The sequence below is a fragment of the Pseudomonas urethralis genome, from assembly GCF_021602465.1.
GTDB classification, from domain to species: domain Bacteria; phylum Pseudomonadota; class Gammaproteobacteria; order Pseudomonadales; family Pseudomonadaceae; genus Aquipseudomonas; species Aquipseudomonas vlassakiae.
The window spans coordinates 325,395-343,111 of sequence record NZ_BQIJ01000005.1; the positions used below are offsets into that span (position 1 = coordinate 325,395).

Below are 17,717 nucleotides of genomic sequence, written 5' to 3' on the forward strand. Positions count from 1 at the left end.
GTCGATGACCTGATCAAGACGGCCTCCTTCGGGAGGCCGTTTCTGCTTTGGCCCTCAAGAACTTCGGAAGTGTCTTACCCGAAGCGCCTGCGCGCATCGCCACACTCAGGCCTCCACCCACAGGAGGTTCATCATGCGTCTTTTGCCTTTCGCAGCGTTCACCCTCATCAGCCTGACCGGCTGCGCCGCTACCAAGGACCCCGTCCTTTTCCCCTTGCTGGACAGCATCGTAAGCCGCCTGTCCCTGGCCGAAGCCGTCGCCCTGTACAAATGGGATACCGACCAACCGGTGCAGGCCAGCCAGCGTGAAACACAGGTGCTGGCCAACGTCGGAGCGCTCGCAGCTGACCACGGCCTGGCCCCGCAGCGCGCGCAAGCGTTTTTCTCCGACCAGATCGAAGCCAACAAACTGGTGCAGTACACCTTGCTTTCCCGCTGGCACGCCAAGGGCACTGCGCCCGAAACGCAGCGCAGCGACTTGCAGCAGGCTGTCCGGCCACAGCTGGATGCCCTGCAGGCCGAACTGCTCAAGCGCCTGGCAGCCTTTGACCGCCAGCCACCACAGGATTGCGCCGCGACGCTGGCCCAGACAATCGCCCACCACTCAGTGGACGACCTGACCCGGCAAGCCCTGATACGCGCCACCGGCCAACTGTGCGATAAAACCTGAAACCTCTATGCTCTATATTGGTGCACTCAAAAGGCAAACGCCCTCGAGTACACCCCAAAAAAGGTCACGTGAAACGTTAAATCCGAGAATTCTGTCCCGATTCTGCGCAAATACAGGCCTTTATCGGCAAATTCCGCTTCTTTTCGGAGCCTTGGTTTGTTTCTTGCATTTTGCTGGCATCAGCGGATCCACAGCGCGCCCGGGCGTGGTCCAAGCAACGCCGGGCAAGCGCCAAAAGAGGTCAACGACGCCTTATGACCATCAGCGATGCACAGCACCGTCTGCTTCTGGACAACCTGACCACCGCCACGCTCCTGCTCAATTCAGAGCTGCGCCTGGAGTACATGAACCCGGCCGCAGAAATGCTCCTGGCGGTCAGTGGCCAGCGTAGCCACGGGCAGTTCATCAGTGAACTGTTCACCGAATCGACCGAGGCGCTCAACTCGCTGCGCCAGGCGGTGGAACAGGCGCACCCGTTCACCAAGCGTGAAGCGCAACTGACCTCGCTGACCGGGCAGGCCATCACCGTCGACTATGCGGTGACACCGATCCTGCACCAGGGCAATACCTTGCTGCTGTTGGAAGTTCACCCGCGTGATCGCCTGCTGCGCATCACCAAGGAAGAAGCCCAGTTGAGCAAGCAGGAAACCACCAAGATGCTGGTGCGCGGCCTGGCCCACGAGATCAAGAACCCGCTCGGCGGTATCCGTGGTGCAGCACAGCTGCTGGCCCGCGAGCTGCCTGAAGAGGGCCTGCGCGACTATACCAACGTGATCATCGAAGAGGCCGACCGCCTGCGCAACCTGGTCGACCGCATGCTCGGCTCGAACAAGTTGCCGTCGCTGGCCATGACCAACATCCACGAAGTACTGGAGCGGGTCTGCAGCCTGGTCGAAGCCGAAAGCCAGGGCTGCATCACATTGGTGCGCGACTACGACCCGAGCCTGCCAGACGTATTGATCGACCGCGAGCAGATGATCCAGGCCGTACTGAACATCGTGCGCAATGCGATGCAGGCGATCAGCTCGCAGAACGAGCTGCGCCTGGGCCGCATCACCCTGCGCAGCCGCGCCGTACGCCAGTTCACCATCGGCCATGTGCGCCATCGCCTGGCGGCACGTATCGAGATCATCGACAACGGCCCGGGCATCCCCGCAGAACTGCAAGACACCCTTTTTTATCCCATGGTCAGCGGGCGCCCGGACGGTACCGGGCTCGGCCTGGCCATCACCCAGAACATCATCAGCCAGCATCAGGGCCTGATCGAGTGTGAAAGCCACGCAGGGCACACCGCCTTCTCGATCTTCCTGCCCCTGGAACAAGGAGCCACCGCCTCATGAGCCGAAGTGAAACCGTATGGATCGTCGATGATGATCGCTCCATCCGCTGGGTCCTGGAAAAAGCCCTGCAGCAGGAAGGCATGACCACCCAGAGCTTCGACAGCGCCGATGGCGTCATGGGCCGCCTGGCCCGCCAGCAGCCGGATGTGATCATTTCCGATATTCGCATGCCCGGCGCCAGCGGCCTCGACCTGCTGGCGCAGATTCGCGAACAGCATCCGCGCCTGCCGGTCATCATCATGACCGCGCATTCCGACCTGGACAGCGCCGTGGCGTCCTACCAGGGCGGTGCTTTCGAATACCTGCCCAAGCCGTTCGACGTCGATGAGGCGGTGTCGCTGGTCAAGCGCGCCAACCAGCACGCCCAGGAACAGCAGGGCCTCGATGTTCCCCAGGCCTTGGCCCGCACCCCGGAAATCATCGGCGAAGCGCCGGCGATGCAGGAAGTGTTCCGCGCCATTGGCCGCCTGAGCCACTCCAACATCACCGTATTGATCAACGGCGAATCCGGCACCGGTAAAGAGTTGGTGGCGCACGCCCTGCACCGTCACAGCCCGCGCGCTGCTTCGCCGTTCATCGCCCTGAACATGGCCGCCATTCCCAAGGACCTGATGGAATCGGAGCTGTTCGGCCACGAGAAAGGCGCCTTTACCGGCGCCGCCAACCTGCGCCGCGGTCGCTTCGAACAGGCCGACGGCGGCACCTTGTTCCTCGACGAGATCGGTGACATGCCCGCCGATACCCAGACCCGCCTGCTACGGGTTCTGGCCGATGGCGAGTTCTATCGCGTTGGCGGCCACGTGCCGGTGAAGGTCGATGTCCGCATCATTGCAGCGACCCACCAGAACCTGGAGTCGCTGGTCACCGCCGGCAAGTTCCGTGAGGACTTGTTCCACCGCCTGAACGTGATCCGCATCCATATCCCGCGCCTGGCCGACCGCCGCGAGGACATCCCGGCGCTGGCCCGCCACTTCCTCGGCCGTGCCGCTCAGGAACTGGCCGTCGAGCCGAAGCTGCTCAAGCCGGAAACTGAAGAGTTCATCCGCAACCTGCCGTGGCCAGGCAACGTGCGCCAGCTGGAAAACACCTGCCGCTGGATCACCGTGATGGCGTCCAGCCGCGAAGTGCTGATCGGCGACCTGCCGCCGGAGCTGCTGAACCTGCCGCAAGACGCAGCGCCAGTCACCAACTGGGAGCAGGCGCTGCGCCAGTGGGCGGATCAGGCGCTGGCGCGCGGGCAGTCGAACCTGCTCGACAGCGCGGTGCCCAGCTTCGAGCGAATCATGATCGAGACCGCGCTCAAGCACACCGCCGGTCGCCGGCGTGATGCTGCGGTGCTGCTGGGTTGGGGCCGCAACACCCTGACCCGCAAGATCAAGGAACTGGGGATGAATGTGGACGGTGGGGATGACGATGAGGGTGAGGATCACTGACCTGCTGCGTCACCTGTAACACCCCTGGGGCTGCTTCGCAGCCCTTTCGCGGCTGAAGGCTCCTACAGGAATTCGCGATTCCCTGTTGGAGCGGCCTTCAGCCGCGAAAGGGTCGCAAAGCGGCCCCAGCCCTATCTGCTTCATGCACCGATCCTGTGCCCGATGCACCTCGCAAAGGCACAAATCCCCCGAAATCCTGACCAAATCCCCCTCAAAGTCCAGTATTCGCGGGCTTTGCGAAACTGGCACGCCCCCTGCAATAACTCATACATACCCAGTTTCGGGGGCCCTGGTACAGGCAGGCCGGGTGACCCCTCTTTTATTCGCAGTAACGCCAGTTTTGGGGACCTCGGTACAGGCAGGCCGGGCCATCCCCCCTTTAATTCGCTGTAAACCCTTTTGGGGACCTTGGTACAGGCAGGCCGAGATATCCCCTCTTTTATTCGTGCAGTTTCACCTGCACCCGCCAACGTCCAGCGTCCTCTGCGCCGGCCCATTCGCCGTGCAGGGGACGCGCGGCAATCACCGTCAGCAACAACCCCTTGTCGCTCTTCTGCAACCGCCAGCCGACCGGCTTGCCTTGCAGGTCCAGCTGACCACGCTGCGCCTTGCCCTCGGCCTCGAACAGCAGTGCCACGGTGCCTTCGACGTTTTCGCCATGCAGCTTGGGCGCTTCGTTGAACCACAGGTTCAGGCCATCCTGCACCACTTCGACCTGCTCCAGCACCCGTTCTTCAGGGGCAGTCAGACGGCCAATCATCAGCCCCAGCAAAACCCCGAACAGCGCCAGGGAAAGCAGCATGCGCGGCCAGGCCTTCGAACGCAGGTCGGGTTCAGGGGTAGAATGCTCGTCATCTTCACGTTTGGAGCCGTGCATGTTTCACGTCATCCTTTTTCAACCAGAAATTCCGCCGAATACCGGCAATATCATCCGCCTCTGCGCCAACAGCGGTTGCGCCCTGCACCTGATCGAGCCGATCAGCTTCGAACTGGACGACAAGCGCCTGCGCCGTGCCGGGCTGGATTACCACGAGTATGCCACGCTCAAGCGCCACGAAAGCCTGGCCGGATGCCTGGAAAGCCTGGGCAATCCGCGGCTGTTCGCCTTTACCACCAAAGGCTCGCACCCGTTCCATGAAGTGGCCTATCAGCCCGGCGATGCGTTTCTGTTCGGGCCTGAGAGCCGCGGGTTGCCAGCCGAGGTGCTGGACAGCCTGCCCGCCGAACAACGCCTGCGCCTGCCCATGCGGCCGGGGTGCCGCAGCCTGAACCTGTCCAATACCGTGGCGGTTACCGTTTATGAGGCCTGGCGGCAGAACGGGTTTGCCGGGAGCTGACCTTTAACCCGCGAGCAGGCCGGTACAGGCAACAAAAAAGCGCCCCGAGAGGCGCTTTTTCGATACCGGCAGAATTACTGCACGGTCGGCGTTTCGCCAGCTTCCTGCATGCGCTGCAGCTCTTGCGCGTACAGGGCGTCGAAGTTGACCGGCGACAGCATCAGGGCCGGGAACGAACCGCGGGTCACCAGGCTGTCCAGGGTCTCACGGGCATACGGGAACAGGATGTTCGGGCAGAACGCGCCGAGCGTGTGGCTCATCGACGAAGCGTCGAGGTTCTTGATCAGGAAGATGCCGGCCTGCTGAACTTCAGCGATGAAGGCCACTTCGTCGCCGTTCTTGACGGTCACCGACAGGGTAAGCACCACTTCATGGAAGTCGCCTTCCAGGGCTTTCTGCTTGGTGTTCAGGTCCAGCGCAACGCTCGGCTCCCACTGCTGACGGAAGATCTGCGGGCTTTTAGGGGCTTCGAACGACAGGTCGCGCACGTAGATGCGCTGCATGGAGAACTGAGGGCTGTTGTCTTCTGCAGCAGCGCCGTTGGTCTGTTGGTCAGTCATGGCAGATCCTTAATCCTAATGTTTTTGAATGCAGTGCAAATCAGACTGCCAGCAGCGCGTCGAGCTTGCCGGCGCGCTCCAGGGCGTAGAGGTCATCGCATCCACCGACGTGGGTGCTGCCGATCCAGATCTGCGGCACCGACGTACGGCCGGCCTTCTGGCTCATCTCGGCGCGCACCTGCGGCTTGCCATCGACCTTGATCTCTTCGAAGGCAACGCCTTTGCTCTGAAGCAGGTGCTTGGCGCGCATGCAGTAGGGGCAGTAGTCGCTGGAATAGACGATGACGGGCTTCATATCACTTCACCAAAGGCAGGTTATCGGCTTTCCAGCTGGAAACGCCACCGCTCAGCTTGGCGGCAGTGTAACCAGCCTTGAGCAGCTCGCCGCAGACCGCGCCGGACTGCTGGCCCATCGCGTCGACGACGATCAGGGTCTTCTCTTTGTGCTTTTCGAGCTCGGTCATGCGGTTGGCGAGCTTGTCCTGCGGGATGTTCAACGCACCAACGATGTGGCCGGCGGAATATTCCTTGGACGGGCGAATGTCGATGACCAGTGCCTTGTCGGCATTGACCAGCGCGGTCAGCTGGCCGTTGCTCAGGCTCTGGCCGCCACGGCGCAGTTCATTGACGAGCAGTGCAACCAGCAGAACCACGAAGATCGCCACCAGGATGTAGTGATCTGTCGCGAATTGAATCAGGTGAGCAACCATCAGCGGTGTTCCAGGCGATTGAAAATGCCGGCCAGTATACACACCCCCCCAGTGCCACCAAAGCCCGATGGGCCGGAGGTAAAGGTACCTTCATGTTACCGGGTTGCCCGCGCCGGTCGGGTGACAGGACGATTATTCGCCGTTGATGGCGCATTTGCCCTAAAATGCGTGTCTTTATCATCTTTGAACAACCGTGAGTTTGATTGATGACGAGCACGCCCAAACCTCTGGTCCTGATCATCCTGGATGGATTCGGCCACAGCGAAAGCCCCGAATACAACGCCATCTATGCCGCCAGCACACCGGTCTATGACCGCCTGCGCGCCACCCAGCCGCATGGCCTGATTTCCGGGTCGGGGATGGATGTCGGCCTGCCGGACGGGCAGATGGGCAACTCCGAGGTCGGGCACATGAACCTTGGCGCGGGCCGCGTCGTCTACCAGGACTTCACCCGGGTCACCAAGGCCATCCGCGATGGCGAGTTCTTCGAGAACCCGGTGCTCACCGGGGCGGTGGACAAGGCTGCTGGCGCCGGCAAGGCCGTGCACATCCTCGGCCTGCTGTCCGACGGTGGCGTGCACAGCCACCAGGACCACCTCGTCGCCATGGCCGAACTGGCCGCGCAGCGTGGCGCCGAGAAGATCTACCTGCACGCCTTCCTCGATGGCCGCGACACTCCGCCACGCAGCGCCCAGTCGTCGATCGAACTGCTCGACGCGACCTTCGCCAAGCTCGGCAAGGGCCGTATCGCGAGCCTGATCGGCCGCTACTTCGCGATGGACCGCGACAACCGCTGGGACCGCGTCAGCGCCGCTTACAACCTGATCGTCGACAGCGTTGCCGAATACACCGCCGACACCGCGCTGGCGGGCCTGGAAGCAGCCTATGCCCGCGAGGAGAACGACGAATTCGTCAAGGCCACGCGCATTGGCGAGGCGGTGAAGGTTGAAGACGGCGATGCGGTAATCTTCATGAACTTCCGCGCCGACCGCGCCCGCGAGCTGTCGCGTGCCTTCGTCGAGCCGGACTTCAACGAGTTCCCGCGTGCACGCCTGCCGAACATGGCGGCCTACATCGGCCTGACCCAGTATTCGGCAAAAATCGCCGCGCCGGCAGCCTATGCGCCGTCCAGCCTGGACAACGTGCTGGGCGAGTACCTGGCAAAAAACGGCAAGACCCAGCTGCGCATCGCTGAAACCGAGAAGTATGCACACGTCACCTTCTTCTTCTCCGGTGGCCGCGAAGAGCCGTTCGAAGGCGAAGAGCGCATCCTGATCCCGTCGCCGAAGGTCGCCACCTACGACCTGCAGCCCGAGATGAACGCTCCTGAAGTGACCGACCGCATCGTCGAAGCCATCGAGCAGCAGCGCTTTGACGTGATCGTGGCCAACTACGCCAACGGCGACATGGTCGGCCACACCGGCGTGTTCGAGGCTGCGGTGAAAGCCGTCGAGGCCCTGGATACCTGTGTCGGGCGCATCGTCGAGGCGCTGGACAAGGTGGGTGGCGAGGCCCTGATCACCGCCGACCACGGCAACGTCGAGCAGATGGAAGACGCGTGCACCGGCCAGGCGCACACAGCCCACACCAGCGAACCGGTGCCGTTCATCTACGTCGGCAAGCGCAAGGTGCGGGTCCGCGAAGGCGGCGTGCTGGCCGACGTGGCGCCGACCATGCTGAAACTGCTGGGCCTGGAAAAACCGGCAGAAATGACCGGCACTTCGATCCTGGTCGACGCCTGATTCAGTGTCCCGGGGCCGCCTGGCAGCCCCTTTGCACATGAATTCCGGACAAACGCCCCGCTGCCCCGGCAGCGGGGCGTTTTTTTTGCCTGCCCGCACGGGCATACTAGGCCAGTCTCCATCCCCGGTACGCCAAACCCCATGCTACGCGCCCTGATCCTATTAGCCCTGTCCTGCCTGCTCAGCCCGGCATTCGCCGATGAGCGCGCGCAGACCCAGCAGCAACTGGACGCCACCCGCCAGGACATTGCCGAGCTCAAGAAGACGCTGAGCAAGCTCCAGGAAGAAAAAGCCGGTGTGCAAAAAGACCTCAAGGCCACCGAGACCGACATCGGCAACCTGGAGAAGCAGGTGGAGGCCCTGCAACAAGAACTAAAAAAGACCGAGGGCGAGCTGGAGCGCCTTGATACCGAGAAAAAAAAACTCCAGAGCGCCCGCGTTGAACAACAGCGGCTGATTGCCATTCAGGCCCGTTCGGCCTACCAGAACAACGGCCGCGAGGAATACCTCAAGCTGCTGCTCAACCAGCAGAACCCTGAGAAGTTCGCCCGCACCCTCACCTATTACGACTACCTGAGCAAGGCGCGCCTCGACCAGCTCAAGGCCTTCAATGAAACGTTGCGCCAGCTGGCCAACGTCGAGCAGGACATTTCCCGTCAGCAGGAACAACTGCTGGCGCAGCGCGCCGACCTCGACACGCGCCGCCAGGCGCTGGATGCCGAGCGCAGCAAGCGCCAGCAGGTATTGGCCAAGCTCAACAGCGACGTGAAAGATGGCGACCAGAAGCTGCAGGCCCGCCAACAGGACCAGGCGGACCTGGCCAAGGTGCTCAAGACCATCGAGGAAACCCTGGCACGCCAGGCCCGCGAAGCCGAAGAAGCGCGCAAGAAAGCCCTGCTCGCCCAGCAGGAAGCCGAGAAACGCCGCCAGCAGGAGGCCCTGGCCGCCCGTGCGGACAGCGAAGATAGCGAGCCACCGAAAAAGGCCCGCACCACCCTCGGCCCACTGGTTTCCAGTGACGGCGCCAGCTACGGCGGTGCATTTTCTGCAGCCCGGGGAAAACTTCCCTGGCCGGTCAATGGTCGATTGCTGGCACGCTTCGGTGACGCCCGCGGCAGCGATGCCCGGGCCAAGTGGGACGGCGTGATGATCAGCGCCAGCCCCGGCACCCAGGTACGCGCAGTGCACGGCGGACGGGTGGTGTTTGCCGACTGGTTGCGTGGCGCTGGACTTCTGGTCATTCTCGACCATGGTAATGGTTACCTGAGCCTGTACGGCCACAACCAGAGCCTGCTCAAGAGCGCCGGCGACATCGTCAAGGCCGGCGAAGCCATTTCCACCGTTGGCGACAGCGGTGGCCAGGACAGCGCAGGCTTGTATTTCGCCATCCGCCAGCAGGGCCGGCCGACCGACCCTTCGCAGTGGTGCCGCGGCTGACACATTACATACGGCGTGGCGCCAGGCGCTGCGCCGATGCTCCGCAGGGAGCGCTTACAGGATCAGGAGTTCGTTCGACATGCTGCACTCGCCTCGCCTCACCCAGCTGGCCCTGACCATCGCCCTGGCGATAGGTGCGCCCCTGGCCAGCGCCGCGGAGCCGGCGAAAGCTTCGCCAGCCAAGACTGCCGCAGTGCCCGCCACCGAGGTGACCGCCAAGGCACCGCTGCCGCTGGAAGAGCTGCGCACCTTTGCCGAGGTCATGGACCGTATCAAGGCTGCCTACGTCGAACCTGTGGACGACAAGACCCTGCTGGAGAACGCCATCAAGGGCATGCTCAGCAACCTTGACCCCCACTCGGCCTACCTCGGGCCTGAAGACTTCCAGGAGCTGCAGGAAAGCACCAGTGGCGAATTCGGTGGCCTCGGCATCGAAGTGGGCCAGGAGGACGGCAATATCAAGGTGGTATCGCCTATCGATGACACCCCGGCATCGCGAGCCGGCGTGCAGGCCGGGGACCTGATCGTCAAGATCAACGGCGCCCCGACCCGCGGCCAGACCATGACCGAAGCGGTCGACAAGATGCGTGGCAAGGTGGGCGAGAAGATCACCCTGACCCTGGTGCGCGACGGCGGCAGCCCGTTCGACGTAACCCTTGCCCGCGCGGTAATCCAGGTCAAGAGCGTGAAGAGCCAACTGCTGGAAAGCGGCTATGGCTACATCCGCATCACCCAGTTCCAGGTCAAGACCGGTGACGAGGTCGGCAAGGCCCTGGCCAAGCTGCGCAAGGACAACGGCAAGAAACTGCGCGGGGTGATCCTTGACCTGCGCAACAACCCCGGCGGCGTGCTGCAATCGGCAGTGGAAGTGGCCGACCACTTCCTGACCAAGGGCCTGATCGTCTACACCAAGGGCCGCATCGCCAATTCCGAACTGCGCTTCTCCGCCGACCCGGCCGACGCCAGCGAAGGGGTGCCACTGGTGGTGTTGATCAACGGCGGCAGCGCTTCGGCCTCGGAAATCGTCGCCGGCGCCCTGCAAGACCAGAAACGCGCCGTGCTGATGGGTACCGACAGCTTTGGCAAGGGCTCGGTACAGACCGTGCTGCCGCTGGCCAATGACCGCGCACTGAAGCTCACCACTGCGTTGTACTACACGCCCAACGGCCGCTCGATCCAGGCCCAGGGCATCGTCCCCGACATTGAAGTGCGCCCAGCCAAGTTGACTGCCGATGCCAACGACAACGATACCTTCAAGGAAGCCGACCTGCAGGGTCACCTGGGCAACGGCAACGGTGGCGCCGACCGCCCGACCGGCAGCACCAAGCGCCAGGAACGCCCGCAGGACAGCGACTACCAGCTGAGCCAGGCGCTGAGCCTGCTCAAGGGCCTGAACATCACCAAGGGCGACTGACCCAGCCCATGCGTTATCTGCTGTGTCTGTTGGTCTGCCTGATGGCCGGGGTCGCACAAGCGGCACCGGCCAGCAAGGCCTACCTGAGCATCATCATCGACGACCTGGGCCAAAGCGCCGAGCGTGACAGCCGCACCCTCGCCCTGCCGGGGCCAGTGACCATGGCGATCATGCCCGACACCCCACACGCCACCGATTTCGCCCGCCAGGCCCACAAGGCCGGCAAGACGGTGATCCTGCACATGCCCATGGACCCGGCCACCGGGCCCTATGCCTGGCACCCCGGCATCCCCCTGGACGAACTGGCCCGACGCCTCGAGGCAGCCCTGGCCAAGGTGCCGTATGCCGCCGGTATCAACAACCACATGGGCAGCCGCATGACCGCCCAGCGTGAGCCGATGGCCTGGCTGATGGGCGAATTGCAGCGTCGGCACCTGTTCTTCGTCGACAGCCGCACCAGCGCGGCCACGGTCGCTGCGGCCGAAGCCCAGGCCCAGGGCCTGGCGCATGTATCGCGGGATGTATTTCTCGACGACGTACGCACCCCCGAGGCAATTACCGGGCAACTGCAGCAAGGCATTGCGCTGGCTCGCAAGCAAGGCTCGGCCGTGCTGATCGGGCACCCTTACCCGCAGACGCTGGATGTGCTTGAGCGCGAATTGCCAAGGCTGAAGAGCCAAGGCATCGAGTTGATCAGGCTCAAGCAGATGATTGCCGTGCGCAGCAACCTGGCAATGCCGGGTCACGGCAAGAACGGGCGCTACAGCAACCGCTAGATAAGCCCGTCACCTATATACCGCCACACGCCTCGCCAGCCCCCTCATGCTTCGTCCCTCCCTATCGAGGAGGTACGACATGCGAAACTCAACGCGATTGGCAACATTGGGCCTGATGCTGCTCAGCCAGCTGGCTGACGCCGAAGACAGCTTGCCCACTGCACCGCTTACCCTTTACAACAATGCCGGCCAGAACGCTCAGTGGACCGGTGTCGGCCGGGTGCTCTGGAAGAACCGGCTGTGCATCGGCACCCTGCTGGACAGCCGCGATGCCACCCTTGCCAGCAGCGGGCCTGCCTACGTGCTCACTGCCGGTCACTGCGCAGGCGGCGTCAATGGCAAGATCATCGTCAACCAGCCAATGACCGGCAGTATTGCGTTCAATTACTTTGCCGATACCCAGGACCAGCGCCATACCGTGCCTGTGAAGCAGATGGTATGGAGCAGCATGCAAGGTGCCGATCTGGCCCTGCTGGAGCTGGATGCCACACTCGACGAGTTGCTGGCGCAAGGCATCACACCGGTCAAGATCGGCCCATCCCCCACATCGGCGAACGCGGTAAAGGTAATCGGCGAACCCAGTTCAGTCAGCCAAGGGCTGCGCCTGTCAACCTGCACGGAGCGCTTCCATAGCTTCTCCAGTGTCAACAACTGGGTGTGGCGAAACGTCAGGCGCAACGATTGCCAAGGCCTCGATGAAGGGGCGTCCGGCAGCCCAGTCGTCGACAGCGCCACCCACCGCCTGATCAGCGTCGTCAACAGCTTGCATGACAATGAGGTAGGCGCGATCCCCATCCACCGTGTGCAGGGATGCTTCAGGGCCGGGCAGGCAGACCTGGAGCTGGACGATTGCCAACTGCTGCCAGGCTTTCAACTGACGCCGCAGGGCAGTAGTTTCAAGACCATCGTCAAAGCCCGCACCCTGCCCGATGGCTCGCTTGAACAACCACGCTGGGGCTTCGAGTTCCTGATCGACACCCCACGCTACCGCTACAAGACCAGCACCGATGCGCTCGCCTGTGAAGACCCGGTTGGCTACAGCGGCACGATTGCTGCTGATGCGGCAAGAATTGACGACCCCATCGGCGCCACGCCTGGAACGCACTACCTGTGCCTCGTTGGTGTGCAGTCCCCTGATCAATCGGCTTCCCGAGCGCTCATGGCCAATAGCCTGAGCCTTGCAGTCGAGCTGCTGCCACCCGGCCGGCCCAAGGCTGAGGTGAGCACCGAACGGCTGCCGAACGGAGACATCCAGGTAAACTGGCTGCGAGCTGCCGATATCGTGTTCTATCGGGTAAAGCGCGGCCCGGCGGCCACTACCCATTGCGATGATCATTCCGGTTATCGCCTGCTGCGCAGCCAGAGCGTGGTGATAGCGCACGCGTCGTTACCCTTGAAACTGTGCAGCGTTGCCATTGACGTCATACGCCAGAGCTCCGAGTTTCGCACCGACTTGCTCGAGGCCAGCACCCCCTGACAGCCCCATGGCCGCGGCTGCGCTTGTGCCGGGAAGCACAGACGCAGCGGGCGGTGCCCCCAGCGACATGATGCTCGGGCACAAAAAAGGCCCTGCTCCGCGGAGCAAGGCCTTCAGTTCAGCGCAACGCTATCAGCTGTAGACACGCCCCAACAGCTGCCGGTGGCTTTCGAACTGATCCAGCACATCCCGCACGATCTGCTCCGGCGCGAAGCCCATCAGGTCGTACTCCTGGCTACCATCGTGCAGATACACCTCGGCACGGTAGAAGCGCTGGCGCACTTCCGGCTCGCCTTCCACCGGCGCCTCGCTCGGCGCGGCCATGTAGCCGTCCAGGCTCACTTCGTAAACGAACGGGTTGCCCTCGTCCATCATCACCCGCAGGCCCATCATGTTGCGCGACTGGCCAACACGGGTTTCCACTTCGAAGCCCAGGGTCTGCAACTGCGCGGCGGCTTCTTTCAGCGCCGGGCTGACGTGCTTGTCCATGAACCGCTGTACCACGGCCTGGGTCGGCTGCAGTTCCAGCTGGGTCAGACGCTCGGAGAAGCCGCGGCGACCACGGGCGGCCAGCTCGGCACGCTCCTGCTCGACGGCCACGTCCTGCTTCATGGCCTTGTACAGGCCGAACATGAACAGCACCAGCACTACCGAGAACGGCAGGCCGGCCAGCACCACCATGGTCTGCATGGCTTCGAAGTTACCGGCGAACAGCAGGCCGATGGTAACCAGGGTGATGACCACCGACCAGAACACCACCATCCAGTGCGGGGCGTCTTCGTCGACCTTGCCGCCTTTGCACGACAGGTTGGCCATCATCACCGCGCCGGAGTCGGCCGGGGTGAGGAACAGCACGAAGCCAACGAATACCGCCACACCGATCACGATCTTGGCCGCCGGGAAGTATTCCAGCAGCTGGTAGATCGACATCGACGGCTGTTCAAGCGCGGTCTTGCCCAGCTCAACCGCGCCCTGGTTGATCACCAGGTCCAGCGCGGTATTGCCGAAGATCGACAGCCAGGCCAGGGTGAAGCCCAGCGGGATCAGCAGCACGCCGCTGACCAGCTGGCGCACGGTGCGGCCCTTGGAGATACGGGCAATGAACATGCCGACGAACGGCCCCCAGGAGATCCACCAGGCCCAGTAGAACACGGTCCACAGGCCCAGCCAGCGCTCGGACTTGCCGGCTTCGCCTTCGTATACATAGAGGTCGAAGGTCTTGAGCACGATACCGTTGAGGTAGTCGCCGATGTTCTGCACGAAGCCGTTGAGCAGGTGCAAGGTTTCGCCGCCCAGCAGGACGAAGATCAGCAGGCCGCTGAACAGCATGATGTTCAGGTTGGACAGGCGACGAATGCCGTTCTCCACACCCGATACCGCCGCCACGGTGGCCACGCCGGCCATGACCAGAATCACCACCAGCAGGTTGGTCTTGCTGTGGTCCATGCCGAACAGGTATTCCAGGCCGGAGGACACCTGCATCGAACCTATCCCTAAGTTGGTCACCAGGCCCAGCAGGGTGACGAACATGCCGAAGATGTCCACGGCATTGCCCGCAGCGCCTTTGACCCAGCGCTCACCCACCAGCGGGTAAAGCGCCGAGCGCAGAGCCAACGGCTGATTGTGGCGGTAGGCGAAGTAACCCACGGCCAGGCCGACCAGGGCGTAGATCGCCCAGCCATGCAGGCCCCAGTGCAGGAAGGTCAGCTGCAGGCCCTGGCGCGCGGCTTCGAGGCTGGCAGAGGTGCCTTCTGGCGGATTGAAATAGTGGTCCAGCGGCTCGGACGCGCCGAAGTACAGCAGCGAAATGCCGATACCAGAGGAGAACAGCATGCCGGCCCAGGCGCCGTAGCTGAAGTCAGGCTGGTCGTCCTTGCCGCCAAGCTTGAGCTTGCCGTAGTCGGAGAAGGCCAGGTAGACGACGAACAGCAGGTAACCGCCGATCACCAGCATGTAGTACCAGCCGAAGGTACGCGTCAGCCATTTCTGGGCTACGCCCAGCACCTGGCCGGCAGTTTCAGGTACAGCGATCAACAAGGCAGTCAGAACGAGGATCATCAGCGCGGAGGTGAAGAACACCACGCGGTTGACCCGGACCCTCTCGGCGGGGGGCTTGGTAAGTGAGGCAGAACTCATTGCACGAATGCTCCGGGCAGTACGGCTTTGGAGGCTAATCAGTCTTTTCCCGAGCAATTGGTGGAATTCCGCCACTGCATCAGGTGTTATAAAAGCACCCTGGAAACCGCGATCCCGAATCGATACGTTGCAAAAAACAGACAGGTGGCCTGCTGCAAATGCCACGCCCTCCACCGGGGTGCGCGCATTCGTCACAGATCACCCCGCCCGCTCCAAGGGCCTGTCGCAGGCCAGTGACCGTACGGCAGAATCTGCATCTCGCCTCGCTCATGCCCGTCAACGCCTTGTATTCCGGGGGTTACGCGATTTCCTGGGGTGTCAATCCGTGCCTTCTCGACCGCCTGAAAGACTGTCAATGGCACAAATTGTCGCAGAGCTTATTCTTTATTGATTGAACGTTCAATCAAAACAAAATAGACTGGCCTTCGCCGAGTCAGCCGCCTGTCGTCTGCTCGCAGGCCTGAGGAGATAGCAAGATGCCCAAGGTCGGTATGCAACCCATCCGCCGCCAGCAGTTGATCGAAGCCACATTGCAGGCGGTCGATCAGGTCGGACTGGGTGACGCCAGCATTGCGCTGATTGCCCGTTTGGCCGGAGTGTCGAACGGCATCATCAGTCACTACTTTCGGGACAAGAACGGCCTGATCGCAGCGACGATGGGTTACATCATGAACATGCTCAACGAAGGCGTTAGAGCACGTCGCCAGGCACTGACGGACGACAGCCCGCGCGCCCACCTGAAAGTGATCATCGAGGGCAACTTCGATGCCAGCCAGGTGAACGGCCCGGCAATGAAAACCTGGTTGGCCTTCTGGGCTTCCAGCATGCACCAGCCCGATTTGCACAGGTTGCAGCGGATCAACGATCACCGCCTGTATTCCAACCTGTGCTGCCAGTTCCGCCGCGCCCTGCCGCTCTACCATGCGCGCAAGGCAGCCCGCGGCCTGGCAGCCCTGATCGACGGCCTGTGGCTGCGTGGTGCCCTGTCGGGAGATGCATTCGACACCGACCAGGCGATACGGATTGCATACGAATACATGGATCTACAACTGGCTAAACAGCACACCCTGGACACAGACGACCAGGCCGCTGATCAAGCGCGCACGGCCCTTGCCCACCCGGCAGGAGCGTGACGCGCAGCCAACCACACACTGCACTTGCGAGGACACTATGGCCCGTTTCGGAACGCAAAAACTCTACATTGATGGCGCTTACGTCGACGCTGGCAGCGATGCCACCTTCGAGGCCATCAACCCGGCTACCGGCGAAGTCCTCGCCCACGTGCAACGTGCCACCCAGGCCGACGTCGAGAAGGCTGTGGAAAGCGCCGAGCGCGGCCAGAAGGTCTGGGCCGCGATGACCGCCATGCAGCGTTCGCGCATCCTGCGCCGCGCCGTCGACATCCTGCGCGAGCGCAACGATGAACTGGCCATGCTGGAAACCCTGGACACCGGCAAGTCGTACTCGGAAACCCGCTATGTCGACATCGTCACCGGCGCCGACGTGCTGGAGTACTACGCTGGCCTGGTACCGGCCATCGAAGGCGAGCAGATCCCCCTGCGCGAATCGTCCTTCGTCTACACCCGCCGCGAGCCGCTGGGCGTAACCGTCGGTATCGGCGCGTGGAACTACCCGATCCAGATCGCCCTGTGGAAATCCGCCCCGGCCCTGGCCGCTGGCAACGCGATGATCTTCAAGCCGTCGGAAGTCACTTCGCTGACCACCCTGAAACTGGCCGAGATCTACACCGAAGCCGGCCTGCCGAATGGCGTGTTCAACGTCCTGACCGGCAGCGGCCGCGAAGTCGGCACCTGGCTGACCGAGCACCCACGCATCGAGAAAGTCTCCTTCACCGGCGGCACCACCACCGGCAAAAAGGTCATGGCCAGCGCCTCGAGCTCGTCGCTCAAGGAAGTCACCATGGAACTGGGCGGCAAGTCGCCACTGATCATCTGCGCCGACGCCGACCTGGACAAGGCCGCCGACATCGCCATGATGGCCAACTTCTACAGCTCCGGTCAGGTCTGCACCAACGGCACCCGCGTGTTCATCCCGGCGGCCATGAAAGCAGCCTTCGAAGCCAAGATCGCCGAGCGCGTTGCCCGCATCCGCGTTGGCAACCCGGAAGACGAGAACACCAACTTCGGCCCGCTGGTCAGCTTCCAGCACATGGAAAGCGTGCTCGGCTACATCGCCAAAGGTAAAGAAGAAGGTGCCCGCGTGCTGTGCGGCGGCGAGCGTCTGACTGCCGGTGATTTCGCCAAAGGCGCCTTCGTGGCCCCGACCGTGTTCACCGACTGCACCGACGACATGACCATCGTCAAGGAAGAGATCTTCGGCCCGGTGATGAGCATCCTCACCTACGAAACCGAAGAAGAAGTCATCCGCCGCGCCAACGACACCGACTACGGCCTGGCCGCCGGTGTCTGCACCAACGACATCTCCCGTGCCCACCGCATCATCCACCAGCTGGAAGCCGGTATCTGCTGGATCAATGCCTGGGGCGAATCGCCAGCCGAAATGCCGGTTGGCGGCTACAAGCAGTCGGGCGTCGGCCGTGAGAACGGCGTCAGCTCGCTGGCTCAATACACGCGCATCAAGTCGGTCCAGGTCGAGCTGGGCGGCTACAACTCGGTCTTCTAAGGCCCTGTCCCGCCACGCCCGTGCCACCGCGCGGGCGTTTCC

The 17,717-nt window shown here is 62.9% G+C and carries 16 protein-coding genes; 11 read left to right on the forward strand and 5 right to left on the reverse strand.

Annotated elements, in window-relative coordinates; genetic code table 11:
* Positions 1 to 133 precede the first annotated feature (133 nt).
* From L6D64_RS11240 to ntrC, 3 genes are all read left to right on the forward strand, one after another.
* Positions 134 to 670, forward strand: coding sequence for a chorismate mutase (locus L6D64_RS11240; protein ID WP_176508138.1), 537 nt, complete (start codon positions 134 to 136; stop codon positions 668 to 670).
* Between the two features lie 254 nt (positions 671 to 924).
* Positions 925 to 2,010, forward strand: a complete 1,086-nt coding sequence (gene glnL, locus L6D64_RS11245) for a nitrogen regulation protein NR(II) (RefSeq protein WP_060509823.1) — start codon at positions 925 to 927, stop codon at positions 2,008 to 2,010.
* Entirely contained in the window at positions 2,007 to 3,443 is a 1,437-nt protein-coding gene (gene ntrC, locus L6D64_RS11250; protein WP_054884256.1) for a nitrogen regulation protein NR(I), read from the forward strand. Before glnL ends, ntrC begins: the two co-directional genes overlap by 4 nt.
* 439 nt (positions 3,444 to 3,882) lie before the next feature.
* Here ntrC and L6D64_RS11255 read toward each other — a convergent pair whose 3' ends face one another.
* Positions 3,883 to 4,320 (reverse strand): hypothetical protein, encoded by a 438-nt coding sequence (locus L6D64_RS11255; RefSeq protein WP_099814486.1) that lies wholly within the window; start codon positions 4,318 to 4,320, stop codon positions 3,883 to 3,885.
* Here L6D64_RS11255 and trmL point away from each other — a divergent pair.
* Positions 4,319 to 4,780 (forward strand): tRNA (uridine(34)/cytosine(34)/5-carboxymethylaminomethyluridine(34)-2'-O)-methyltransferase TrmL, encoded by a 462-nt coding sequence (trmL, locus tag L6D64_RS11260; protein ID WP_054884254.1) that lies wholly within the window; start codon positions 4,319 to 4,321, stop codon positions 4,778 to 4,780. The genes L6D64_RS11255 and trmL overlap by 2 nt on opposite strands.
* Before the next feature lie 74 nt (positions 4,781 to 4,854).
* On the opposite strand, the gene secB is transcribed toward trmL, so the two are convergent.
* From secB to L6D64_RS11275, 3 genes are read right to left on the reverse strand one after another with little or no spacing between them, the layout of a single operon-like run.
* Complete coding sequence (gene secB / locus L6D64_RS11265) at positions 4,855 to 5,340, reverse strand: protein-export chaperone SecB (RefSeq protein WP_054884253.1); 486 nt, start codon at positions 5,338 to 5,340, stop codon at positions 4,855 to 4,857.
* Positions 5,341 to 5,380: 40 nt separating this feature from the next.
* A complete protein-coding gene (grxC, locus tag L6D64_RS11270; protein WP_054884252.1) occupies positions 5,381 to 5,635 on the reverse strand; it encodes a glutaredoxin 3 in 255 nt (84 codons plus the stop codon).
* 1 nt (position 5,636) lies between these two features.
* Entirely contained in the window at positions 5,637 to 6,050 is a 414-nt protein-coding gene (locus tag L6D64_RS11275; RefSeq protein WP_054884251.1) for a rhodanese-like domain-containing protein, read from the reverse strand.
* 206 nt (positions 6,051 to 6,256) lie between these two features.
* Between L6D64_RS11275 and gpmI the strand changes: the two genes are divergently transcribed.
* The 5 genes from gpmI to L6D64_RS11300 all read left to right on the forward strand — a co-directional run bounded on the left by gpmI (position 6,257) and on the right by L6D64_RS11300 (position 12,896).
* On the forward strand, positions 6,257 to 7,792 hold the full coding sequence (gene gpmI / locus L6D64_RS11280; protein ID WP_176508137.1) for a 2,3-bisphosphoglycerate-independent phosphoglycerate mutase: 1,536 nt from the start codon (positions 6,257 to 6,259) through the stop codon (positions 7,790 to 7,792).
* 141 nt (positions 7,793 to 7,933) lie between these two features.
* Positions 7,934 to 9,229: a murein hydrolase activator EnvC family protein gene (locus L6D64_RS11285; RefSeq protein WP_176508136.1), complete on the forward strand. Its 1,296-nt coding sequence runs from the start codon at positions 7,934 to 7,936 to the stop codon at positions 9,227 to 9,229.
* 79 nt (positions 9,230 to 9,308) lie between these two features.
* Positions 9,309 to 10,643: a S41 family peptidase gene (locus L6D64_RS11290; RefSeq protein WP_176508135.1), complete on the forward strand. Its 1,335-nt coding sequence runs from the start codon at positions 9,309 to 9,311 to the stop codon at positions 10,641 to 10,643.
* An 8-nt stretch (positions 10,644 to 10,651) separates the two neighbouring features.
* Positions 10,652 to 11,419 (forward strand): divergent polysaccharide deacetylase family protein, encoded by a 768-nt coding sequence (locus L6D64_RS11295; RefSeq protein WP_176508134.1) that lies wholly within the window; start codon positions 10,652 to 10,654, stop codon positions 11,417 to 11,419.
* A 79-nt stretch (positions 11,420 to 11,498) separates the two neighbouring features.
* Positions 11,499 to 12,896, forward strand: a complete 1,398-nt coding sequence (locus L6D64_RS11300) for a trypsin-like peptidase domain-containing protein (protein WP_176508133.1) — start codon at positions 11,499 to 11,501, stop codon at positions 12,894 to 12,896.
* A gap of 132 nt (positions 12,897 to 13,028) precedes the next feature.
* Here L6D64_RS11300 and L6D64_RS11305 read toward each other — a convergent pair whose 3' ends face one another.
* Positions 13,029 to 14,975, reverse strand: a complete 1,947-nt coding sequence (locus L6D64_RS11305) for a BCCT family transporter (protein ID WP_236192416.1) — start codon at positions 14,973 to 14,975, stop codon at positions 13,029 to 13,031.
* Positions 14,976 to 15,508: 533 nt separating this feature from the next.
* On the opposite strand from L6D64_RS11305, the gene betI reads away from it, so the two are divergent.
* Entirely contained in the window at positions 15,509 to 16,165 is a 657-nt protein-coding gene (gene betI, locus L6D64_RS11310) for a transcriptional regulator BetI (protein WP_176508131.1), read from the forward strand.
* Between the two features lie 37 nt (positions 16,166 to 16,202).
* Positions 16,203 to 17,675, forward strand: coding sequence for a betaine-aldehyde dehydrogenase (gene betB, locus L6D64_RS11315; protein WP_176508130.1), 1,473 nt, complete (start codon positions 16,203 to 16,205; stop codon positions 17,673 to 17,675).
* Positions 17,676 to 17,717: the final 42 nt, after the last annotated feature.

Bases quoted from the DNA above. Each gene is read 5' to 3' on its own strand.
- L6D64_RS11240 (WP_176508138.1), top strand. From the start codon at position 134: ATGCGTCTTTTGCCTTTCGCAGCGTTCACCCTCATCAGCCTGACCGGC.
- glnL (WP_060509823.1), top strand. From the start codon at position 925: ATGACCATCAGCGATGCACAGCACCGTCTGCTTCTGGACAACCTGACC.
- ntrC (WP_054884256.1), top strand. From the start codon at position 2,007: ATGAGCCGAAGTGAAACCGTATGGATCGTCGATGATGATCGCTCCATC.
- trmL (WP_054884254.1), top strand. From the start codon at position 4,319: ATGTTTCACGTCATCCTTTTTCAACCAGAAATTCCGCCGAATACCGGC.
- L6D64_RS11255 (WP_099814486.1), bottom strand. From the start codon at position 4,320: ATGCACGGCTCCAAACGTGAAGATGACGAGCATTCTACCCCTGAACCC.
- secB (WP_054884253.1), bottom strand. From the start codon at position 5,340: ATGACTGACCAACAGACCAACGGCGCTGCTGCAGAAGACAACAGCCCT.
- grxC (WP_054884252.1), bottom strand. From the start codon at position 5,635: ATGAAGCCCGTCATCGTCTATTCCAGCGACTACTGCCCCTACTGCATG.
- L6D64_RS11275 (WP_054884251.1), bottom strand. From the start codon at position 6,050: ATGGTTGCTCACCTGATTCAATTCGCGACAGATCACTACATCCTGGTG.
- gpmI (WP_176508137.1), top strand. From the start codon at position 6,257: ATGACGAGCACGCCCAAACCTCTGGTCCTGATCATCCTGGATGGATTC.
- L6D64_RS11285 (WP_176508136.1), top strand. From the start codon at position 7,934: ATGCTACGCGCCCTGATCCTATTAGCCCTGTCCTGCCTGCTCAGCCCG.
- L6D64_RS11290 (WP_176508135.1), top strand. From the start codon at position 9,309: ATGCTGCACTCGCCTCGCCTCACCCAGCTGGCCCTGACCATCGCCCTG.
- L6D64_RS11295 (WP_176508134.1), top strand. From the start codon at position 10,652: ATGCGTTATCTGCTGTGTCTGTTGGTCTGCCTGATGGCCGGGGTCGCA.
- L6D64_RS11300 (WP_176508133.1), top strand. From the start codon at position 11,499: ATGCGAAACTCAACGCGATTGGCAACATTGGGCCTGATGCTGCTCAGC.
- betI (WP_176508131.1), top strand. From the start codon at position 15,509: ATGCCCAAGGTCGGTATGCAACCCATCCGCCGCCAGCAGTTGATCGAA.
- betB (WP_176508130.1), top strand. From the start codon at position 16,203: ATGGCCCGTTTCGGAACGCAAAAACTCTACATTGATGGCGCTTACGTC.